Source organism: Marivivens marinus, assembly GCF_035969385.1.
Lineage (GTDB): Bacteria > Pseudomonadota > Alphaproteobacteria > Rhodobacterales > Rhodobacteraceae > SELP01.
Genome location: NZ_JAYKKJ010000002.1, coordinates 215,077 through 235,855, shown reverse-complemented (window position 1 = coordinate 235,855; position 20,779 = coordinate 215,077). Strand labels below are relative to the sequence as shown.

24 protein-coding genes are annotated in these 20,779 nt (G+C 63.0%); 7 read left to right on the top strand and 17 right to left on the bottom strand.

Annotation, left to right across the window (positions count from 1 at the left end; genetic code table 11):
• Nucleotides 1-8: 8 nt before the first annotated feature.
• From thiB to U3648_RS03790, 3 genes are read left to right on the top strand one after another with little or no spacing between them, the layout of a single operon-like run.
• Nucleotides 9-995 carry a thiamine ABC transporter substrate binding subunit gene (gene thiB / locus U3648_RS03800; RefSeq protein ID WP_420857913.1) on the top strand — a complete coding sequence of 329 codons (987 nt, stop codon included), beginning with the start codon at nucleotides 9-11 and terminating at the stop codon, nucleotides 993-995.
• Nucleotides 971-2,512: a thiamine/thiamine pyrophosphate ABC transporter permease ThiP gene (locus U3648_RS03795; protein WP_420857912.1), complete on the top strand. Its 1,542-nt coding sequence runs from the start codon at nucleotides 971-973 to the stop codon at nucleotides 2,510-2,512. Before thiB ends, U3648_RS03795 begins: the two co-directional genes overlap by 25 nt.
• A complete protein-coding gene (locus tag U3648_RS03790) occupies nucleotides 2,499-3,185 on the top strand; it encodes a thiamine ABC transporter ATP-binding protein (protein ID WP_420857911.1) in 687 nt (228 codons plus the stop codon). Before U3648_RS03795 ends, U3648_RS03790 begins: the two co-directional genes overlap by 14 nt.
• A 58-nt stretch (nucleotides 3,186-3,243) precedes the next feature.
• Here U3648_RS03790 and U3648_RS03785 read toward each other — a convergent pair whose 3' ends face one another.
• The 3 genes from U3648_RS03785 to petA are packed head-to-tail and all read right to left on the bottom strand — an operon-like array spanning nucleotide 3,244 to nucleotide 6,017.
• Nucleotides 3,244-4,095: a cytochrome c1 gene (locus U3648_RS03785; protein WP_420857910.1), complete on the bottom strand. Its 852-nt coding sequence runs from the start codon at nucleotides 4,093-4,095 to the stop codon at nucleotides 3,244-3,246.
• Nucleotides 4,096-4,112: 17 nt separating this feature from the next.
• Nucleotides 4,113-5,444 (bottom strand): cytochrome b, encoded by a 1,332-nt coding sequence (locus U3648_RS03780; RefSeq protein ID WP_420857909.1) that lies wholly within the window; start codon nucleotides 5,442-5,444, stop codon nucleotides 4,113-4,115.
• Nucleotides 5,445-5,456: 12 nt separating this feature from the next.
• Nucleotides 5,457-6,017, bottom strand: coding sequence for a ubiquinol-cytochrome c reductase iron-sulfur subunit (gene petA, locus U3648_RS03775; protein WP_420857908.1), 561 nt, complete (start codon nucleotides 6,015-6,017; stop codon nucleotides 5,457-5,459).
• 249 nt (nucleotides 6,018-6,266) lie between these two features.
• On the opposite strand from petA, the gene U3648_RS03770 reads away from it, so the two are divergent.
• Nucleotides 6,267-6,920, top strand: a complete 654-nt coding sequence (locus U3648_RS03770) for an outer membrane protein (RefSeq protein ID WP_420857907.1) — start codon at nucleotides 6,267-6,269, stop codon at nucleotides 6,918-6,920.
• Between the two features lie 45 nt (nucleotides 6,921-6,965).
• Here U3648_RS03770 and U3648_RS03765 read toward each other — a convergent pair whose 3' ends face one another.
• The 5 genes from U3648_RS03765 to U3648_RS03745 are packed head-to-tail and all read right to left on the bottom strand — an operon-like array spanning nucleotide 6,966 to nucleotide 10,084.
• Entirely contained in the window at nucleotides 6,966-7,136 is a 171-nt protein-coding gene (locus tag U3648_RS03765) for a hypothetical protein (protein WP_420857906.1), read from the bottom strand.
• A 3-nt stretch (nucleotides 7,137-7,139) separates the two neighbouring features.
• The gene (locus U3648_RS03760) at nucleotides 7,140-8,066 is read right to left on the bottom strand and encodes an OmpA family protein (protein WP_420857905.1); all 927 of its coding nucleotides are present in this window, start codon (nucleotides 8,064-8,066) and stop codon (nucleotides 7,140-7,142) included.
• A complete protein-coding gene (locus tag U3648_RS03755) occupies nucleotides 8,063-8,635 on the bottom strand; it encodes a peroxidase-related enzyme (protein WP_420857904.1) in 573 nt (190 codons plus the stop codon). Before U3648_RS03755 ends, U3648_RS03760 begins: the two co-directional genes overlap by 4 nt.
• A 4-nt stretch (nucleotides 8,636-8,639) precedes the next feature.
• A complete protein-coding gene (locus tag U3648_RS03750; protein WP_420857903.1) occupies nucleotides 8,640-9,365 on the bottom strand; it encodes a GNAT family N-acetyltransferase in 726 nt (241 codons plus the stop codon).
• A complete protein-coding gene (locus U3648_RS03745) occupies nucleotides 9,362-10,084 on the bottom strand; it encodes a competence/damage-inducible protein A (protein ID WP_420857902.1) in 723 nt (240 codons plus the stop codon). The genes U3648_RS03750 and U3648_RS03745 overlap by 4 nt, the downstream gene beginning before the upstream one ends.
• Nucleotides 10,085-10,125: 41 nt before the next feature.
• Here U3648_RS03745 and sfsA point away from each other — a divergent pair, with 41 nt between their 5' ends.
• A complete protein-coding gene (gene sfsA, locus U3648_RS03740; RefSeq protein ID WP_420857901.1) occupies nucleotides 10,126-10,827 on the top strand; it encodes a DNA/RNA nuclease SfsA in 702 nt (233 codons plus the stop codon).
• A 21-nt stretch (nucleotides 10,828-10,848) separates the two neighbouring features.
• Nucleotides 10,849-11,691 carry a type I methionyl aminopeptidase gene (map, locus tag U3648_RS03735; protein ID WP_420857900.1) on the top strand — a complete coding sequence of 281 codons (843 nt, stop codon included), beginning with the start codon at nucleotides 10,849-10,851 and terminating at the stop codon, nucleotides 11,689-11,691.
• Nucleotides 11,692-11,701: 10 nt separating this feature from the next.
• Here the strand turns inward: map and rsmD are convergent, their stop codons facing one another.
• Both rsmD and U3648_RS03725 read right to left on the bottom strand, forming a co-directional pair.
• Entirely contained in the window at nucleotides 11,702-12,262 is a 561-nt protein-coding gene (rsmD, locus tag U3648_RS03730; protein ID WP_420857899.1) for a 16S rRNA (guanine(966)-N(2))-methyltransferase RsmD, read from the bottom strand.
• Nucleotides 12,259-13,470, bottom strand: coding sequence for an NAD(P)/FAD-dependent oxidoreductase (locus U3648_RS03725; protein WP_420857898.1), 1,212 nt, complete (start codon nucleotides 13,468-13,470; stop codon nucleotides 12,259-12,261). The genes rsmD and U3648_RS03725 overlap by 4 nt, the downstream gene beginning before the upstream one ends.
• Nucleotides 13,471-13,556: 86 nt before the next feature.
• On the opposite strand from U3648_RS03725, the gene U3648_RS03720 reads away from it, so the two are divergent.
• Complete coding sequence (locus tag U3648_RS03720) at nucleotides 13,557-14,042, top strand: peroxiredoxin (RefSeq protein ID WP_420857897.1); 486 nt, start codon at nucleotides 13,557-13,559, stop codon at nucleotides 14,040-14,042.
• Nucleotides 14,043-14,048: 6 nt separating this feature from the next.
• On the opposite strand, the gene U3648_RS03715 is transcribed toward U3648_RS03720, so the two are convergent.
• The 7 genes from U3648_RS03715 to U3648_RS03685 form a co-directional block, all read right to left on the bottom strand.
• Nucleotides 14,049-14,891: a mechanosensitive ion channel family protein gene (locus tag U3648_RS03715; protein ID WP_420857896.1), complete on the bottom strand. Its 843-nt coding sequence runs from the start codon at nucleotides 14,889-14,891 to the stop codon at nucleotides 14,049-14,051.
• Nucleotides 14,891-15,190: a 4a-hydroxytetrahydrobiopterin dehydratase gene (locus U3648_RS03710; RefSeq protein WP_420857895.1), complete on the bottom strand. Its 300-nt coding sequence runs from the start codon at nucleotides 15,188-15,190 to the stop codon at nucleotides 14,891-14,893. Before U3648_RS03710 ends, U3648_RS03715 begins: the two co-directional genes overlap by 1 nt.
• Nucleotides 15,187-16,368: a GNAT family N-acetyltransferase gene (locus U3648_RS03705; protein ID WP_420857894.1), complete on the bottom strand. Its 1,182-nt coding sequence runs from the start codon at nucleotides 16,366-16,368 to the stop codon at nucleotides 15,187-15,189. The genes U3648_RS03710 and U3648_RS03705 overlap by 4 nt, the downstream gene beginning before the upstream one ends.
• Before the next feature lie 48 nt (nucleotides 16,369-16,416).
• Nucleotides 16,417-17,172, bottom strand: a complete 756-nt coding sequence (locus tag U3648_RS03700) for a glycerophosphodiester phosphodiesterase family protein (RefSeq protein ID WP_420857893.1) — start codon at nucleotides 17,170-17,172, stop codon at nucleotides 16,417-16,419.
• A gap of 3 nt (nucleotides 17,173-17,175) precedes the next feature.
• Nucleotides 17,176-17,640 carry a RidA family protein gene (locus U3648_RS03695; protein ID WP_420857892.1) on the bottom strand — a complete coding sequence of 155 codons (465 nt, stop codon included), beginning with the start codon at nucleotides 17,638-17,640 and terminating at the stop codon, nucleotides 17,176-17,178.
• Between the two features lie 84 nt (nucleotides 17,641-17,724).
• Nucleotides 17,725-19,020 carry an HlyD family type I secretion periplasmic adaptor subunit gene (locus U3648_RS03690; protein ID WP_420857891.1) on the bottom strand — a complete coding sequence of 432 codons (1,296 nt, stop codon included), beginning with the start codon at nucleotides 19,018-19,020 and terminating at the stop codon, nucleotides 17,725-17,727.
• A complete protein-coding gene (locus tag U3648_RS03685; RefSeq protein WP_420857890.1) occupies nucleotides 19,017-20,753 on the bottom strand; it encodes a type I secretion system permease/ATPase in 1,737 nt (578 codons plus the stop codon). Before U3648_RS03685 ends, U3648_RS03690 begins: the two co-directional genes overlap by 4 nt.
• Between the last annotated feature and the right edge of the window lie 26 nt (nucleotides 20,754-20,779).

The following is a 20,779-nucleotide window of genomic DNA, read 5'->3' as shown; positions in this document are numbered from 1 at the left end:
ATGACACGATGAAAGCAAGACATCTGATCCAAAGCGCGGGACTGTCCCTTTTGGCCTCTGCGGCCATGGCGGATACCCCCGTGTTGACGGTCTATACCTACGACAGTTTTACCAGCGAATGGGGCCCCGGCCCGGCGGTCGAGGCGGCCTTTGAGGAGACCTGCGGCTGCGACCTGCAATTCGTCGGAACCGGTGATGGGGCCGCCCTTCTGTCGCGCCTGCGGTTGGAAGGTACCCGGACCGAAGCCGACATCGTTCTCGGCCTCGATACCAGCTTGCTGGCCGCGGCCACCGACTCGCGCCTTTTCGCGCCACATTCGGTAGAGGCGGATTTTGATCTGCCGATCGACTGGACCGACGAGACGTTCGTGCCATTCGATTGGGGCTGGTTTGCCTTTGTTGGGAACGCGGGCGCAGAGGCCCCGACCTCCCTGCGCGCTCTTGCCGATAGTGACCTCAAGATCGTGATTCAGGATCCCCGGTCCTCCACGCCGGGCCTTGGCCTGTTGATGTGGGTGAAGGCCGCCTATGGCGAGGAAGCGGCGGCGCTTTGGGCCGATCTGGCGGACAATATCGTCACGGTCACCCCCGGCTGGTCCGAAGCCTATGGCATGTTCCTTGAGGGCGAGGCGGATGCGGTTTTGTCCTACACGACCTCACCCGCTTACCACCTGATCGCCGAGGAGGACGGCTCCAAGGTCGCTTGGCCATTTGCCGAGGGCCATTACATGCAGATCGAAGTGGCCGCCAAGCTTGCGGGCACGGATCAGCGGGACCTCGCTGACCAATTCCTCGCGTTCATGGTGTCCGACGGGTTCCAGTCGGTGATCCCCACAACGAACTGGATGTATCCTGCCAAGCTCCCTGCCGAGGGGCTTCCCCAAGGGTTCGAGACCCTGATTCAGCCTGAACAGAGCCTGCTCTTGGAGGCGACTGAGGCAGAGGCCCTCCGCGCCGAAGCGATTGAAGAATGGCGCGCGGCGCTGTCCCGATAATGACAATGCGCGGGGCGGGCACCGTTTGTGCGGTGCTCGTCCTTGGCATCGTTCTTGGGCCGGTCATTGCTGTGTTTCGTGCAGGGTCGGTCAACCTGTCGTTCGGCGCGGCGGACTGGGCCGCGCTGTGGTTTACGGTTCTGCAGGCCGCCCTGTCGGCGCTGTTCAGCGTCCTACTGGCGATCCCGGTCGCACGGGCCCTTGCGCGGCGCCGGTTTCCGGGTCGGCAGACGCTGATCACCCTTCTTGGGGCGCCGTTCATCCTGCCGGTGATCGTGGCCGTTATGGGGCTGCTGGCCGTCTTTGGCAGGAATGGGTTGGTCAACGCCGTGCTGGGCGGGCTGGGTCTGCCGGTGATTTCGATCTACGGGCTTTGGGGCGTGGTTCTTGCCCATGTCTTTTTGAACCTACCCCTTGCCGTCCGACTTCTGGTGCAAGGCTGGGCGCTGATCCCTGCGGAGCCTTTCCGCCTTGCCGCGTCGATGGGTCTTCCGATTTGGCGGCTTCTGGAATGGCCGATGCTGCGGGCCATGGTGCCCGGCGCGTTTGCCGTGATCTTTCTTATTTGCCTGACCAGCTTTGCTGTAGCGCTGACTCTGGGCGGAGGGCCCGGGGCCACGACGCTGGAAGTGGCGATTTATCAGGCAGTCCGGTTCGATTTCGATCTGGGGCGGGCCGCAACCCTTGCATTGGTCCAACTGGCAGTGGGCCTCTGTGCTGCGATCCTCGCATGGCGACTGGCGGCGGTTACGACGTTTGGCGGTGGGATGGATCGGGTGGTTCCCCGGTGGGACGCGACGGGCACCCTGCCCCGGATGCTGGATGCTGGATGGATCGGCCTCGTGCTTGTCCTTCTTGCCTTGCCGGTCATCATGATCGTCCTTCGCGGCATACCTGCCCTGCCGGGCTTGCCGCCCGAGGTCTGGCCCGCGTTGGGCCGGTCCGTCTTTGTCGCACTTTCCGCGTCGGTGTTGACGGTGGTCCTGTCGTTGTTCATCGCGCTACGGGGCGGCTGGCCAGCACTTCTGTCCGGTGCGGCCCCGCTTGCGGTTTCGGGGATGGTGCTGGGAACGGGGTTGTTCTTGATGGTCTATCCCGTGGTCAGCCCCGCCACCGTGGCGCTGCCTGTAACCGCCCTTCTGAATGCACTGGTCGGGGTGCCCTTTGCGCTGCGGGCGCTTGGGCCTGCCATCGCGGCCACCGAATCCGCCTATGGCCGCCTTGCGGATGAACTCGGCCTAACCGGCTGGCGTCGCCTGCGTTGGGTCTTACTGCCGCGACTTCGGCCGGCAATTGGGTTTGCGGCGGGGCTGACCGCCGCCTTTTCCATTGGCGACCTTGGGGTCGTAACCCTGTTTGCAACCGAAACCGGGCAGACCCTGCCGCTCTTGATGTATCGGCTGATGGGGGCCTACCGGATGGCGGACGCAGCCGGTGTCGCGCTTTTGCTTCTTCTGGTCAGCCTTGCGGTGTTCTGGATCTTTGACAAAGGAGGTCGCAGCGGTGCTGACGATTGAAGACATCCGTGTCGCCCAGGGTGGGTTTGAGATTTGCGCCGACTGGGCGCCGCAAGGGCCGGGGATCATTGCCCTGATCGGGCCGTCTGGAGCCGGAAAATCGACCCTTCTTTCGGCGGTTGGGGGGTTCCTGACCCCTGAAACCGGGCGTATCGTCTGGGACGGTCAGGATATTACCGCACACACCCCGGGGCAGCGCCCAACTGCAACGCTGTTTCAGGACAACAACCTGTTTCCCCATTTGACGGTATCCCAGAACATCGCCCTTGCCCTGCACGGACAACGCCTTGCCAAGCAGGAAACGGCGCGGCGCGTCGAAAAGGTTCTTCACAGCGTCGGGCTGGACGGGATGGAAGGCCGAAAGCCCGCCCAGCTGTCCGGCGGACAACAGGGTCGGGCAGCATTGGCGCGCGTCTTGTTGCAGGACCGCCCGATTGTCCTTCTGGACGAACCCTTTTCCGCCCTTGGGCCGGCCCTGAAGGCCGAGATGCTGGACCTTGTGAAAGAGAAGCTTGGGCGGCGATTGGTCCTGATGGTGACCCATGACCCGTCCGATGCAAAGCGGATCGCCGACAGGGTTTCAGTCGTGGCGGACCATACGGCCACGTCACCGCAACCGACCCTGTCGGTCTTTGAAAACCCGCCAGACGCCCTGCGCAGCTATCTGGGATGAAACGCAAAAGGCCCGCCGGAGGGGCGGGCCTTCTGGAAGCTCTATCGGACCAACCTGATCAGTCGTCCTTGCGCTTGGCGGCGGCCTTGTGCGGTGCCCACAGACGCTTGTTCGTGGCGTAAAGCAGCGCGGCAAGGATGGTCAGGAAGATCACGCCGGTCAGACCGGCCTGCTTGCGGGCCATCATCTTGGGCTCGGCGGCCCACATCAGGAAGGCAGCAACGTCTTCGGCTTCGTGGTGCAGGTCGGTCGAATGGCCATCGGCGAATTCGACGTCGTCGCCCCACAGCGGCTGACCCATGGCGATCCAGGAGCCCGGAACCATGTGATGCCCGTGGTCGTCGATGCATTCTTCCGGGAAACCGCCCGCAGCGAAGGCCGTGTTGTAACTACCCGGGAAATCCTCGGGTGCACATTCGGGCGCTTCTTCATAGCCGGTCAGGATCGACGCGATGTATTCGGCGCCGCCCATCCCCCGGAACAACTGGTTCAGACCGGTGCCATAGGGGCCGTGGAACCCGGCGCGGGCCTTGGCCATCAGCGACAGGTCCGGGGCTTCGGGCAGGGCCGACGGCGGGAACTTGTCCGCCGGGGTCGCCGCGCGATAGTCCTCGATCGCGGGGTCGTAGACCTCGATCATTTCGGCATAGGCGCGCACCTGATCTTCCGGAAGCGCCGGGCCGCCTTCGTCATGCAGGGTGCCGATACGGACGCGTTCCATGCCGTGGCAGGCAGAGCAGACCTCGGTGTAGATCTGAAGACCGCGCTGCAACTGCATCTGGTCATAGGCGCCGAAGGGGCCTTCGAAGGAGAAGGCGAAGTCTTCGACATGGGCTTCACCGGCGGCAAGGGCACCCGTGGCGCTCAGGCCAAGGGCGACCGCGGCGGTAATGGTGAGTTTGCGGAGCATCTTTCTTCGTTCCTTTCTCACTCGGCCGGGGTGCCGGACGATTTGCCGTAATGGGCGTTAAAGTCGTCCTCGATCGTCGCGGGCTGCGGCAGCGGCTTTTCGATAATGCCCAGCAGCGGCAGGATGATGAGGAAGTAGGCGAACCAGTAGGAGGCGCCAATCAGAGCGATGATCGGGTAGATCCCTTCTGCCGGCATGGCCCCGACCCACATCAGGACGAAGAAGTCGACCACGAGCAGGGCGAACCACCATTTGAACATCGGACGATAGCGGCCCGAGCGCACCGAGGAGGTATCCAGCCAGGGTGCCAGGGCGATCACGATGATCGCACCGAACATGGCCAGCACGCCGAAGAACTTCGCGTCGATGATACCGAAGGAAATCCAGTTCGCGAACTGAACCGCCCAGACGTCGGCGGTGAACGACCGCAGGATCGCGTAGAACGGCAGGAAGTACCATTCGGGCACGATGTGCGACGGCGTGACCAGCGGGTCGGCCGGGATGTAGTTGTCCGGGTGGCCAAGGTAGTTGGGCATGAAGCCGACAATCGCCATGAAGACCACGAGGATCACGGCCAGCGCGAACAGGTCCTTGATCACGAAGTAGGGCCAGAAGGGCAGGGTGTCTTTCTGGGCTTCTTCCTTCGAACCGCGGCGCACTTCGACGCCGGTCGGGTTGTTGTTGCCGGTGGTGTGGAACGCCCAGACGTGGACGATCACAAGGCCCGCAATCACGAAGGGCAGCAGGTAGTGCAGCGAGAAGAAGCGGTTCAGCGCCGGCTGGCCAACAGAGCCGTTCGGTGTGCCAAGCAGCCAGACCTGGATTTCGTCACCAACAAAGGGGATGGCGCCGAACAGGCCGGTGATCACCGCGGTGCCGTGGAACGACATCTGACCCCAGGGCAGAACGTAGCCAAGGAAGCCGGTTGCCATCATCAGCAGGTAGATCAGCATGCCGATGATCCAGGTCACTTCGCGCGGGGCCTTGTACGACCCGTAGTAGAGACCCCGGAAGATGTGGGCATAGACGGCGATGAAGAACAGCGACGCGCCGTTCATGTGAAAATAGCGGATCATATGGCCGCCATTCACGTCACGCATGATGTGTTCAACGCTGGCAAAGGCCAGATCGACATGCGGGGTGTAGTGCATCACCAGCACAACGCCGGTTGCGATTTGCAGCACCAGCGCGAAAACCAGAACGATCCCCCAGATCCACATCCAGTTGAGGTTCTTCGGGGTGGGGATCATCAGGGTGTCGTAGAGAAGGCCAAGCACCGGGAGGCGCCGTTCCAGACCCTTTGTAAACGCGCCTTTGGGCTCGTAATGATCGTGCGGAATACCGGACATCGGGCGTTCTCCTTAACCGAGCTTGATCGTCGTTTCGTCGACGAAGGCGGCGACGGGGACTTCGAGGTTACGCGGCGCGGGCCCTTTGCGGATCCGGCCTGCGGTGTCGTAGTGCGACCCGTGGCACGGGCAGTACCAGCCGCCGAAATCGCCCTGTTCTCCCAGCGGCACACAGCCGAGGTGGGTGCAGACGCCCATCTGGACCAGCCAGACACCGTCTTCGGACAACGCGCGGTTTTCGTCGGACGCATCGGCCTCGCCGGTGAGGTTGCGGTTTTCAGCGCCCTGATCGGGCAGGTCGGCAATGTCCACGGCGCGGGCCGCGTCAATTTCATCTTGCGTGCGGGCCCGGATGAAAACCGGTTTGCCCTGCCACAGCACAGTCAGCTGCGACCCGGGGGTGACCCCGCTGACGTCGACGCGGATCGAGGCAAGCGCCTGCACGTCGGCGGAGGGGTTCATCTGGTTGACGAGCGGCCAGACAGCGGCGCCGGTCACCACTGCGCCGGCCCCAGCGGTGGCGTAGTAGATGAAGTCGCGGCGGGTGCCCTGGTGTTCTTCTGCTTGTGACACGGGGTGCATCTCCGAAATTTCCGGGCCAGATGGCCCATGCGAACAGGGACAGACGGCGGTTTCCCGCCGTCCGTTCGGGCGCTGTTTAGCTATCAAAATCCCCTACGTCCAGCGGACAATCGGGCGCAGGGGCATCGAAGACCCAACAAATTGCCCTTTGGTCCCAAAAGGTCGCGTCATCCTGCCTCGCTTGTTTGCCTGCCGTCGCGGGCGTATAGAGGCGAAAACCCAAACCGAATGGTAACCCAGATGTCCCTGTCCCGCCTTCTTTCCGCGATCGCAATTGCCACCCTTCCGGCCGCCGCATCGGCCGAAATGGAACTGAGCTTCTACGGTGGTGCTCAAAGTGCGCCGCATACCAATGTGACGGTCTCGGGCGATAGTGTCCTTCCCGATCTGGAATTCACCGCAGGCTGGGATGGCCGGTCATTGGCGATGCCACCCTACTATGGCGTCCGTGCGACATGGTGGCGGACGGATACCTGGGGCTGGGGTTTCGACATCAACCACGCCAAGGTCTATGCCGACGACGAAACGCTGGCGGAAACCGGCTATGACCATCTGGAATTCAGCGACGGGCTGAACATCCTGACGGTGAACGCCTACCGCCGTTGGCCAGGTCGCTGGAACAATTTCACCCCCTATGTCGGGGCCGGCCTTGGCATTGCCGTGCCGCATTTCGAACTGATCGACGAAGGCACCGAGACCTGGGGCTATCAGTACACCGGGCCCGCGATCGCGCTGATGGCCGGGACCAGCTATGATATCAACGACACCTGGTCGGTCTTCGCGGAATACAAATTCACCTTCTCGATGAACACGGCCAAGCTGGATACCGGCGGCACGTTCGAGACGAATATCCCGACGAACGCCCTGAACATCGGCGTCGCATACAAATTCTAATCGGCAATGTGGACACCGGGCCGGTGATCCGGCCCGGCGGTTCCGTTAGGTCGACTTGTCGTCCTTCGCCTGTGCCGCGGCCTTCATCCGCTCAAGCAGGGCGGATTTGTCAGACTTTCCCCCAAAGGGATTCTTGGTCGAACCCTTTTGATTGTGTTCCTTGTGGCGCGGCTTGTTCTTGGGGCCCTTGGGCGCCCCGGATTTGCTGTAGTCCATGTTCTAATCCGTAGATGTCAGGATGGCTTCGACGCGGCGGTTTGCTTCGCGGCCTTCCTCGGTCAGGTTGCTGGCAATCGGCGCAAGATATCCCATTCCTTCTGCCTCTGTCTGGGCGCGGTCAACCCCATAGTCGGACACCAACCGTTCCAGCACCGATGCCGCACGCCTGCGGGACAAGGCCACGTTGGTTTCCAACGATCCAGAGGCATCGGTGTGACCGACCAGAGCGATCGTGCGGTCCGGGTGATCGCGCAGGTAGGTCGCCAGCCGGTCCAGCGTGTCGAACGGCCCGGGGCCAAGCGTCGCCGATCCGGTTTCAAAGCTGAGGTCAGACAAAACGACCCGCCCGGTCTGTTCCAGTTGCAGACCGATATCCGACAACGGTGTTGACTGCGGGATAGGCGCAACGGTGTTCATCCGCACCACCGCATCCGGCGAACCGGATACCTGGGTAATCTGGACAAACCCCGCACGCGCTGTCCGGCTGACCACGATCATGACAAATTCAGGGTCGCCATCGGTGGCCCGCTGGGCCGCAAGGTATCGGAAATCGGACAGATCGACCTGCATTGCTGGGGGCGGCGCAATTTCGACCCCGAATCGGAAATCGAATCCGCCGCATTGTTCGGTCTGGCAGTTGTACAAAAGGTCGTATCCGGCGTCAGAAATCTGCTCGCGCAGTGGCGCAAGGATCTGGAGGGTTGTCAGCCCGGACCCATCGATGCGCCAGACCTGCCGGATCACCTGCCCTTCGGCCCGGCGCGTTGGGATATATCCCTCCACCCAGGACCCGATCGGCAGGTCAAGGCTTGACCCCACCGGCCCTTCCTCTTTCTGAAGGATCGCATTTGCAGGCAGATCAAGGGTGATGGCCGCGCCAACCCCCGGCCAGATCGCCAACAGAAAGGGAAGCCAACGGCGGATCATCGTGCTTGTGTGTGGTAGCCATCGTTCGGGCGCATATCCGTTGCCGATGCAACCCGGTTGGTCATGTTGTAGAAGGCCGCGACCGAGGCGATGTCCCAGATGTCCCGGTCGCTGAACCCGACCGCCCGAAGGTCGTTCCTGTCAGCCTCGGTGATCTTGGCGCTTGCGATTGTCAGCTTTTCGGAAAACTCCAGCATCGCCGTTTGCCGGGCATCCAGATCGGCCACCCTCCAGTTCATCACCAGCATTTCGCCCAGCTTCGGATCGCCTGAAAGCTGCCGAACCGCTGCCCCGTGGGCTGTCAGGCAATAGTAGCATTTGTTGATCGACGAGACGCAGACCGCGATCATCTCGCGCTCCAGCTTGGTCAGGCCCGAGGCACCCAGCATCAGGTCGTTGTACATCGCCGTGAAGGCGTTCAACTTTTCGATGTCGAAGGCGTAGGCCCGCAGCACATTCGGCACCATCCCCAGCTTGTCCTGACAGACGTCGAAATATTTCTGCGTCGCCTCGGGTAGCGGGTCCACCATCGGCAGGTTCAGGGCGGTAGGTGTGTCTGGCTGGGTCATGGTCTTACTCTGGCAGGATGCGGTAGTGATACTGTCCCACAAGCCGGAAGCCCATGGAAGCATAGAGCGCGTTTGCGCCGGAATTCGCCTGCGTCACCACCAGCGCGATCCAGTCGGCGCCTTCGGTCAACGCCCAGCGTGCAATGGCGCGGATCATGTTGGCGCCCAATCCGCGCCGCCGAAAGGCGTTTGACACCTCGACCGCGTGAAACATGGCAACGCCGTCGTATATGCCCGCATAGGCCGCCCCGGTCGGGCTGTTGTCGACCCGCCCAAGGATCGTCGTTTTGGGAAAGGGCGCGCGATCCATCACCGCCAGTCGTCCCGGCCCGATCCCGCCTTCGGCCCAGACCTCGGCCTGTGCGGCCAGCCACGGCCAACCTTCGATGGCTGTGACGCGGGGCGGCGGCGGCTCGGCAATCTTTGTGCTTGGGGCGACCATCAGGTTGACCGGATCCTTGATCCGGTAGCCGCGGTCTTCCAACACCTTGTCCAGCTTGGTTTCCCCGGCCCGCACCATGAACAGGCAAGGCTGGCCCAGCCGCCGCATCGCTGCTTCGGCCTGCGGCAGGTCGTCTTCGGTCCAGTCGCCATCGGCGGTTGTCGCGCTAACGCGCTGCCCGCCACCCAGCCCAGTGCGAATGGTCCAGGGTCCAAGGCGATCTTTCGCCGCCGCGGGCCATGTCGCGTCCGTCACGGCATAAAGCGTCTGGATGTCCGGTTCGGTCATGCCGAGAACAGGGCCGACAGCCGCACCATTGCCGCGTCGATCCGACCGGCATCATGGCCCCGTACAACGATGTTGGACCCGTAAACGCCATCCTTCTGGAACGGGTAGGACCCGAAGGACAGATCGGCGAACTCATCGGCCAGATCGCGCAGCGGGATCGCGATATCGCCCTCGCCGCGCATCACCCGCAGGGTTTGGGACAATAGCGGCGCGCCGCCGGTCAGCGTGGGCAGGACGCTCGCCACCATTGCCTGAAACACGCTGGGCACCCCGGCCATGACGTGGACATTGCCAAGGGTGAACCCCGGCGCGATGCTGACCGGATTGTCGATCAGCGATGCGCCATCGGGGATCCGGGCCATGCGCAGACGCGCCTCGTTCAGCTCCTGCCCCGACCGGTCATAATGGGCCTGCAACAGCGCGCGGGCATCGTCCCGGACGTCGATATGCGCCCCAAAGGCCGCGGCGATGCAATCGGCGGTGATGTCGTCATGGGTCGGCCCGATCCCGCCCGAGGTGAACAGATGGTCAAACTTGGCCCTCAGGCTGTTCACCGCCGCCACGATTGCCCCTGCATCATCGCTGACGACACGCACCTCTTTCAGGTCAATCCCGACCTTGGAAAGTTCCTGTGCAAGGTGGTGCATATTGGCGTCGCGGGTCCGGCCCGACAGGATTTCATCACCGATCACCAGCATCGCAGCGGTTGGGTTGGTCATCTGACTTCTCCTTGCTCTTGGGATCGGTATAGGGTGCGCCCATGCGCTTTTCTACACCCCTTGTGCCCGCGACACTTGTCCGACGATATAAACGGTTTTTGGCCGATTGCACCTTGGACGACGGCACCGAGGTGACCGCCCATTGCGCCAACCCCGGCAGCATGATGGGGCTGGCCGATCCGGGGATGCGGATCTGGCTGGAACCGAACGACGACCCGAAAAAGAAGCTGAAATTTGGCTGGCGTCTGGTGGATCATGGGGGCGGGCATTTCACCGGGGTCGATACCTCTGTCCCGAACCGGGCGCTAAAAGCCGCGTTCGAGGCGCGGGGGGTGCCCGGCCTGTCCGGCTTTGAGACCGTCCGGGCCGAGGTCAAGTACGGCCAGAACAGCCGGATCGACTTTCTGCTGACCGGGGGCGGTGCCGATACCTATGTCGAAGTGAAAAGCGTCACCCTGTCGCGAACGCCCGGTCTGGCCGAATTTCCTGACAGCGTGACCGCACGGGGGGCAAAGCATCTGGCCGAATTGGCGGATATGGTCGGGCAGGGGCACCGCGCGGTCATGCTCTACCTTGTGCAGCGGACCGACGCCCAGCGCGTGACACTCGCCAGCGATATCGACCCGGCCTATCGCTCGGCCTTTGACGCCGCCCGCGCAGCAGGGGTCGAGGTGCTGGCCTGCGGCACCCGGATCACACCCGAAGGTGTGTGGCTTGATGCCGCTTTGCCCTTCGTGCTCTAGATCATCGCGGCCGCATCGCTTATGTGGGCCTCGATCACGACCAGAAGGACCAAGGGTTTGACCAAGCACAATGGCCGACTGACCAAGGAAGGCATTCGCATTCACGACGCATCCGACTTTGCCGGGATGCATGCCGCCGGCCGCGTTGCGGCGCAAATCCTTGACGACATCGCGGAACATGTCTTTCCCGGCCAGACCACGGCAGAGATCGACCGGATCATCACGGACATGGTCACCGCGCATGGCACCACCTCGGCCACGATCGGCTACAAGGGGTATCAGCACGCCTCATGCATTTCGGTGAACCATGTGGTCTGCCACGGAATCCCCGGCGACAAGGTCCTGAAAGACGGGGACATCCTGAACATCGACGTGACGGTCATCCTTGACGGCTGGTTCGGCGACACGAGCCGGATGTATGTCGCGGGCAAGCTGTCGCGGAAATCCGAACGGCTGATCCAGGTCACCCACGATTCCCTGATGAAAGGGATCGAAGCGGCAAAACCCGGCAATACCTTTGGCGACATTGGTCACGCGATCCAAAGCTATGTGGAAGGGCATCGGATGTCCGTCGTCCGCGACTTCTGCGGGCATGGGCTGGGCCGGGTGTTCCACGCGCCGCCGAACGTGCTGCACTATGGCCGGCCCGGCACCGGTCCGGTTCTGGAAGAGGGCATGTTCTTTACCATCGAACCAATGGTGAATCTTGGCCGCCCGGAAACCAAGGTTCTGGCCGACGACTGGACCGCTGTCACGCGCGACAAATCCCTGTCGGCGCAGTTCGAACATTCCATCGGGATCACCGCGACGGGGGCAGAGATCTTTACCCTTTCGCCCGGCGGCAAGTTCCATCCGACCTATTAGGGTCCTGACCCTATACCCGGCACCGCAGGAAACTGATGTGCGTATCGCCGTAGCGGCGGGTTTCGATCATGTCGAACCCGTCGGGTGCTTCCTGTGGGCTGCTTTCTTCCCAGACGATCAGGGCGTCCCCGGCAATCCAGCCCGCCTGCGCCGCCGCGGTCAGGGCCTTTTCCCCCATCCCCTTGCCATAGGGCGGGTCAAGAAACACCAGCCCGCAGGGCGTGGGCGCGGGCGGCAACCTGTCGGCCGCCGTGGCCAGCAGTGTGCAATCGGCCTGCCTGCGCAGCTTGGCGATGTTGTCGCGGATCAGCCGCTGCGCCACCCGCCCATTGTCGACCAAGGTGACATGGGCAGCCCCGCGCGACAGGGCCTCAAGCCCCAGCGCGCCGGTTCCGGCGAACAGGTCCAGCACGCGGACCCCGTCGATCGGGTCGCCAAAGCGGCCCCCCAGAAGCACGTTGAACAGGCTTTCGCGGGTCCGGTCGGTCGTGGGACGCAGATGCGCCCCCGCATCCCCCTTGCCGACCGGGGTCAGGGCAATGCCCCGGTGTTCTCCGCCGATGATCCTCACCCTTTCAGCAGGGCCTTCATATCGGTGTCGGGGTCGCAGATGACCTCGGGCGCCGGGCTTTTGCCCATTTCGATCAAACGCTTGCCGACCATGTAGTTGCGGGGATCATTCATCGCGTCCACGGCAATCAGTTGGTCACCGGCGTAATACCAATGGGACTGGGCCCCATCCGCGCCCGCCTTCACATGGACCGCGTCATAGCCGATGTTCAGACCGGCGATCTGCAATTTGCAATCGTATTGATCCGACCAGAACCACGGCTTCGGAACATAGGCGACACCCTTGCCCAGCATGTTCTGGGCGACGATCTCGGCCTGGTCGATGGCGTTGCCGACACTTTCCAGCCGGATCACCTGACCCTTGAAGGTCAGCGTCGCGCAGTCGCCCGCGGCCCAGATATGCGGATCGGTGGCGCGGCCCTGTTCGTCGGTGACGATGCCGTTTTCCACCTTGACGCCTGCCGCTTCGGCAAGGGCGGTGGCGGGCATGATCCCAACGCCGACGATCACGAAATCCACATCCAGCGTGCTACCGTCGGTCAGGCTGGCCGAAGTGACCCGCGCATCGCCATTCAGCCGCTCAAGCCCGACACCTTCGCGAATATCGACGCCATGGGCGCGGTGCATTTCACGCACGTAGTCCGAGGTTTCCTTGGCCGCGACCCGTTGCAGGATACGGTCCGCCATTTCCACCAGCGTCACCTGAAGGCCTTTCTTGGACGCAACCGCTGCCGCCTCCAGCCCGATGTAGCCGCCGCCGATGATCAACACGCGGCGCCCTTCGGCAAATTCAGGCTCCATCGCGTCCACATCGCGCAGATCGCGCACGGTATAGACGCCGTCCAGCGTGCCGCCGATGGCGGCGGGCAGGGTGCGCGGATGCGACCCGGTGGTCAGCGCCAGTTCGTCATAATTCATCTCTGACCCGTCCGAGAGGGTCAGCTTGTGCGCGGCAGCATCAATATCGACCACACGGGTGTTCAGCCGCAGGGTGATGTTGTTGTCCAGATACCAGTCCAGCGGCCGCAGGTAGAGCCGCTCCAGCTCCATCTCTCCCAGAAGATAGGCCTTGGACAGGGGCGGGCGCTGGTAGGGGGGAACGGGTTCCGCGCCGATCAGGGTGATGTCCCCATCAAACCCTTCAGAACGCAGCTTGGCGACAAGGGTTGCCCCGGCTTGTCCGCCTCCGACGACAACAAAATGTGCCATGTCCGTTCCTTTCCCGATGGTCAGTTGCCCGCCGGACCCTATATCCATGTCCGTGCTGCACGCAATTCCTTGAAGGGACGAAAATCATGACGATTACGACCGGTCAGAACCTGCCCGATGCCACGCTGGCGCAAATGGGCGACAACGGGCCCGAACCTGTGGACCTGAGCGCGAAACTGAAGGGCCGCAAGGTTATCATCTTTGGCCTGCCGGGCGCATTCACCCGGACCTGTTCCGCCGCGCATCTCCCCAGCTTCATGCGCACCAAGCCCGAGTTCGACAAGAAGGGCGTCGATGAAATCATCTGCGTCGCGGTCAACGATGCCTTCGTGATGAAGGCCTGGTCGGATCAGACCGGCGCGGGCGAGGCCGGCGTAACCCTTCTAGCCGATCCCGATTCCAGCTTTACCAAGGCCATCGGCATGGAATTCAGTGTTCCGGCCATCGGCTTTTTCGACCGGTCGCAGCGCTATGCCATGCTGGTCGAGGACGGGGTCGTGACCCACGTTCAGCAGGACGCCCCCGGCGAATGCAACATCTCGACCGGGGAATCCTTCCTCGACGCGATCTGACGCGGATCAGGATTGCTGGATCAGGGTCTGGGTCGGGAACGGAATATCGACCCCGGCCTTGTCCAGCGCTTCCTTGACCGCCCGTTTCATGTCCGCCTGATAGGCGAAGTAGTCACCGCTTTTGCACCAGACCCGAACCAGGAAATCGACCGAGAAGTCGCCCAGCGCGTTTACCTGAATAAAGGGCGCAGGGTCGGACAGGGACCGAGAGTCGGCCATGATGGTGTCGCGGATAACATCCTCGGCCGTTTTCAGGTTCGCGCCATAGGACACGCCAAACACCCACTCCGCGCGCCGGGTGTCATAGACCGAATAGTTGACGATGGTGTTGCCCCAGACCTGCGCGTTGGGCACGATCACCTGCACATTCGCCGCCGTTGCCAGTTCGGTATAGTTGAGCGAGATATCCTTGACCGTCCCCATCTGGCCGTTCACCTCGACGAAATCGCCCAGCTTGATGGGCCGGAACAGAATGATCATCACCCCGGCCGCGACGTTGGACAGCGTCCCCTGCAACGCAAGACCGATGGCAAGACCGGCGGCACCGATCACGGCCACGATCGACGTGGTCTGGATGCCAAAGGTATTCAGGACAAACAGCCCGGCAAAGATCAGGACAGCGTAGCGGCTGATATTGCCAAGAAAATTGAAGAGGGTGTCATCCAGCTCTTCGTGCTTGAGACCAAGGGCGATGATCCGGCGGCGCAGCCACCCGGCCACGATAAACCCAAGAACCAGAATGGCGCTGGCACCGGCCACGCTGCCCAGCGCGCCCATGATCACATCGAAGGTCAGCAGGTCTCCGATCGTATTGCCGTTGTAAATCTCGATACCCAGAATCGTTTCCATCATACCCCCGCCAGGTCGTCCATTTTCCGCGCCAACCGAAGATCCAGCTCGGTCAGCCCGTTCACGTCGTGCGTGGTCAGTACCACCGAGACCCGATTGTAAACATTGCTCCATTCCGGATGGTGGTTCAGTTTTTCGGCCCAGAATGCCGCGCGGGTCATGAAACCAAACGCCTCTACAAAGCTCTTGAAGCGATAGGTTTTCGAGATCGCATCCCGGTCCGTGTCATGCGCCCAGCCTGCCGCCTCCAGCTCCGCAAGGGCGGCGTCCCTGTCCGGGCCTTTCAACAGCTCCGTCATTCCTGTTCCTCCACATCTACGCGCCGGAACGGGCCATAGCTGGTCAGGATCTCGATATCCTGATCGACCGCCCGGCGCTCTTCTTCCAGATAGGTCTCCACGGCACGGCGAAAACCCGGATCGGCGATCCAATGCAGGGAATGGGTCGCGACCGGGAGGTATCCCCGCGCCAGTTTGTGTTCGCCCTGCGCCCCCGCCTCGACCCGCAGACCATGGGCGATGGCGAAATCGATGGCCTGATAATAGCAAAGTTCGAAATGCAGGTAGGGGTGATGTTCCGTGCAGCCCCAATAGCGCCCGAACAGCGTGTCCGCCCCGATGAAGTTCAGCGCGCCCGCGATAGGGTCCCCCTCCCGAAGGGCGAGCACCAGCAGGATGTCATCCGCCATCGTCTCGCCGATCAGATCGAAGAACGATCGGGTCAAATAGGGGCTGCCCCATTTCCGCGCGCCGGTGTCCTGATAGAACCGCCAGAAGGCGTCCCAATGGTGGGGCCGAATATCGGCTCCGGTCAATTGCACGATGGCCCCGCCGAACGCCTGCGCCTCGCGGCGTTCCTTTCGAATGGCCTTGCGCTTGCGGCTGGACAGTTGCGCAAGGAAATCGTCGAAACTGCCATAGCCGGGGTTTTCGAAATGGAATTGCTGCCCGGTCCGGTGCAGCAGGCCCATTTCCCGGCCCGCCAATGCCTCTGCTTCGGTGCAGAAAGTGACATGCAGCGACGACAGCCCGTTGTCCGCCCCGATCTTCACCGCCCCTTCAAGGATTGCAGCCATGCCCGCCTGTTCATAGCCCGGTCGGGTCAGGAACCGGCGGCCCGTGGCCGGGGTAAAGGGCACCGCCATTTGCAGTTTCGGGTAATACCGCCCGCCCGCCCGTTCAAAGGCATGGGCCCAGCTGTGATCGAACACATATTCGCCCTGGCTGTGGCGCTTGGCATAAAGCGGCGCCGCGGCAATCAGGGTATCGCCGTCGTGGACGGTCAGGTAGCTGGACTGCCATCCGGTGCCGGGGCCGACCGACCCGCTATCTTCCAGCGCCTTCAGGAACCGGTAGGTGGTGAACGGGTCCATGGGGCGTGACCCGTCGGCCTCTTCCGGGCTGGCACAGGCGGTCCAGTCGCGTTCCGCTATCTCGGACAGCGTCGGGTGCATGGAAACGGTCAGGGTCGCGGTCATGCTGCTAAGGTGGCGGCATCGCCCGTCAGGTCAACCCCGGCCCAAGGATCAGGCAAGGTATTGTTCGAAGGTCACGTTATCGACGATCCGGCGCGCGGCCCGCTCCTCCTCTGCCGACTTGATCGTCCAGCATAGGATCACCGCCCCGGCCGCCTTCAGTTCCGTCACCCGATCCCGATAAAGATCGGTCGATTCATGACTGATGAAGCAGGCCCCGACCCTGTCATAATCGGGGATCGGAGCCAGCTCCGCACGGCGGTCGGCGGGAATTGTCGGCCAATCGTCTTCCAACCACGACGATGTCGTCAGCCCGCGCGGGACCGAGGGCGCACATAGCGCCATTTCGGCCACCGAATGCGGGTTGAAGGACATGACCCCGACCGGCCCGCCATAGCCCATCAAGGCATCACTGACCGCCCGTTCAAGCGGGCCGACGTTTGGGCCCATCGCGCCATCCTGATCCTTGATCTCGATCAGCAGGGGAACCGCGCCACCGACCAGTTCAAGAATCTCAATCAGAGTCGGGATGCCTTCGCCGTCACCTCCGGTCAACGGGATGCTGCACAGCTCTTCCGCCGACCGCAGGGCCACCGCGCCGCTTTCCCCGGTCAAACGGCCAAGGCTGTAGTCGTGAAACACCATCGCCTGCCCATCGCTGGACAGCTGCACGTCGATCTCGATCCCGTAACCCGCATCGATTGCCGCCCGGATCGCGGCACGGCTGTTTTCCGGCCGGCCGTCTTTCACATCGTGCAAGGCCCGGTGGGTCAGTGGATGTGTCAGGAAAGAAGGATGCAGGGCCATGGGTTATTCGATCTCGAAGATGCCTTCGATCTCTACCGCGACGCCGAAGGGCAGCGATGCCGCAGACACGGCAGATCGGGCATGGCGCCCGGCATCGCCAAAGGCCGCGACCATGAAATCGGACGCGCCATTGATCACTTTGGGCTGGTCCACGAAATCGCCAGTGGAGTTCACGAAGCCCACCAGCTTCACCACCCGCTTCAGCCGATCCAGTTCGCCCCCGCAGGCTTTCTTGACCTGCGCCAGAAGGCTGATCGCGCAGGCGCGGGCGGCGTTGGCCCCTTCCTCGGTCGACAGGTCCGCGCCCAGTTTGCCGGTGATGAACCCGCCCTCGACCGCCGGAAGCTGACCGGACACATGCACCAGATTTCCAACCTGAACAAAGGGCACATAGTTGGCCGCCGGGGTCGGTGCATCGGGCAGGGTCACGCCCAGATCGGCAAGGTTCTTTTCATAGGTTCCCGACATGTCTTCGTCCTTTCGGTGGCACGGTATTTTGGCGAACGCTATCCGCCCGCACCCCTGTCCGCAATCCGGCAAACGACCGATTGATCAGCTTTCGCGGAACGCCTTGGCGAAGTAGTCCGACAGCGGCTTGAGAAGGTATTCGATCGGGCTGCGATCCTCGGTCCTGATGAAGGCCTCGACCGGCATCCCGGGGATCAGGGTTGCGCCCTCGGGCAGCCTCTCCTGTTCACCTTCCGACAGTTCGATCTGCGCCCGGTAGAACGACAGCCGGGTCGCCTGATCTTCGAACGCATCGGCGGAAATCGTGACGACCTTGCCGTTCAGCTCCGGTGTCTGCCGCTGGTCGAAGGCCGAAAACCGAAGCGCCACATCCTGTCCCACGAACAGCAGGTCGATGTCGCGTGGTTCGATCTGTACGGCAATTACAAGCGGGCGATCCTGCGGCACGAGGTAAAGGACAGGTTCCGCCGGGGTGACGACAGATTGTTCCCCGAAGACCTGCAAGTCATAGACGATCCCGGCAACGGGCGCGCGGATATCCAGACGGTCAAGCTGAGACAGAAGCGCCCGACGCCGTTCTCGTAGTTCCAATTCGTTGTATTGCAGGTCGCGCAGGTTCGAGATGGCCTGCTCGCGCCGGTCGCTGCCGATGTTGAGAACCTCAAGCTCCAGTTCGGTAATCCGCCCCGCCGCCTGCGCCGCCGTCGCCGCCAGTTCGCCCGCGCGGCCGGACAGGGACGCCTCTTCGCGCTGAAGCGCCAGCACACGGGTCGCCTGCGCCAATCCCCGTTCCAGCAGGCTTTGCTGATCCGCAAGTTCCTGCCGGACAAGGTCCAGTTGCGTGCCAATGGCGGTTTCCTGCGCGTGAATGCCCTCGATCTGGTCCACGATCTGATCGCGTCTGCGGGTCAGTTGTTCGATGGCATTCGCCTCGGTCTCCCTTCGGGCGTCATACAGCCTGCGCTGCCCGTCCATCAGTTCCTGCGCGATGGCGGATGTACTGTCCGTCAAGAGCGGGTCGAAGGTCAGGGTCTCGGCCCCGTCCCGTTCCGCCTCGTAGCGGGCGCGCCGGGCAAGAACCTCGAACAGCTGCCCCTCGATCACCGATATGTCGGACAACAAGGATTCGGAATCCAATTGCACCAGAAGATCGTCCGCGTCGACGCTTGACCCTTCCTCGACCAGCAGTGCCGCGACAACACCGCCATCCGGGTGCTGCACGACCTGCCGGTTGCGGTCCACCTCGATCCGGCCTGACGCGATGACTGCGCCGGTGATCTGGGCCATCACGGCCCAAGTGCCAAAGCCGCCCAGAAGAACGACCAGCATCAGAAGGCCGGCCCAGACTGGCCCCTTGGCGGACCAACGGTTCGGAGTCATGACACACCTCCGGGCTGCCGGGCCTTCTGGATTTCGGCCGCGTTCTTGACCAGATCGCGCAGCACCTCATCCTTGGGGCCGAAGGCGCGTTTCGCGCCGTTTTCAAGAACCAGAAGCATATCGCATTCCTGAATCGCGGCAGGCCTGTGGGCCATGATCAGAACCGACTTTCCTTCCTCCTTGGCCGCGCGGATCGCCGCGTTCAATGCCGTCGATCCTTCGTTGTCCAGGTTGGAATTGGGTTCGTCCAAAACAAGGATGACCGGATCGCCGTACATCGCCCGCGCAAGGCCGATCCGCTGAACCTGCCCGCCGGACAGCCGCCCGCCCGTCGCAGTGACGCGGGTATCGTAACCATCGGGCAGCCGCAGGATCATGTCATGCGCCGCGGCCTTCTTTGCCGCGCGCACGACCTCTTCGTCATCGGGTGCCAGCGACATGCGGGCGATATTGTCGCGGATCGTGCCATCAAACAGCTGCACCCGCTGCGGAAGATAGCCGACCAGTGCCCCCAGAACGTCCGGGTCGTATTGATCCAGTGCTGCACCGTCCAGCCGGATCTTGCCCATGGTGGCGGGCCAGACCCCGGTCAGGGCGCGGGCAAGGGTGGATTTCCCGGCGCCCGAGGTGCCGATCACGCCAACCGCCTGCCCCGGTTGAATGCGGAAGGTCAGGTTGCGCAGAACCGGTTGCTGTTCTCCGGGCGGAACAATCGAAAGCGCCTCGACCGACAGCATTGCCTTGGGGCGGGGAAGCGTGGTGCGAGGCTCTTCCGGCGCGATTTCACCTAGCAACCGGCCAAGGTTCAACCATCCCTCACGCCCGCGCTGAACCACGGCCCATTGCCCGATCAACAGTTCGATCGGCGCCAGCGCCCTACCCAACAGGATTGACCCGGCGATCATGGCCCCTGGCGTCATTTCGTTGCGCAGGACCAGAAGCGCCCCCAGTCCCAACATGGCCGACTGCAAAAGCAGGCGCAGGGCCCGCGTGATCGAGGTATAGCCGCCGCTCGTGTCCGCCGCGCGGATCGTGCTTTCCAGCGCCTCGGACCGGGCCGCGGCCCAGCGCCCGAAGCTGGCGCCCCGCATCCCCAGCGCCTGCACCATTTCGCCCTCGGTCCGAATCTGCTGGCCCATCAACTCAGCCTGTTGGATGCGGGTATTGGCGCTGGACAGGGGTCCGCGACTGCCCAGCTGGTTGGCCAGCGCGATCAGGATCAGAACCGCCCCACCGGACAGCGCCAGAATCCCAAGCCAGGGGTGAAACAGGAATATCCCGAAGAAGAACAGCGGCGTCCACGGAAGATCAAAGACAGCCATCAAGACGGGCGAGGTCATCAACCGTTGGACCGATTCAAGGTCCCGCAACCCGGTGACGGCCTCGGCCCTTGCGCGGCCAAGGCTGCCCGCCCGCATCACCGCCCGGAACACCCGTTCGTCCATGGTGGCCTGAAACCGCGCACCGACGCGCGACATGATCCGCCCCCGAACAAGGTCCAGCACCGCCATCGACCCGTACAGGAAAACCACAAGGACCGTCAGCGCGATCAGGGTTTCGACAGACCGCGACCCCAGCACCCGGTCATAGACGTTCAGCATATACAGCGGGCCGGTCAGCATCAGGGCGTTCACCACAAGGCTGAACGCGGCCACCGACCAATACAACAGCCGGGACCGCGCCCGAACCCGGCGCAGTTCGGTCAGCCCCGCTGTTTTCGCTTTGTCTGCCATGCGCGTCTTTCCGCCTGCCCCTGCCA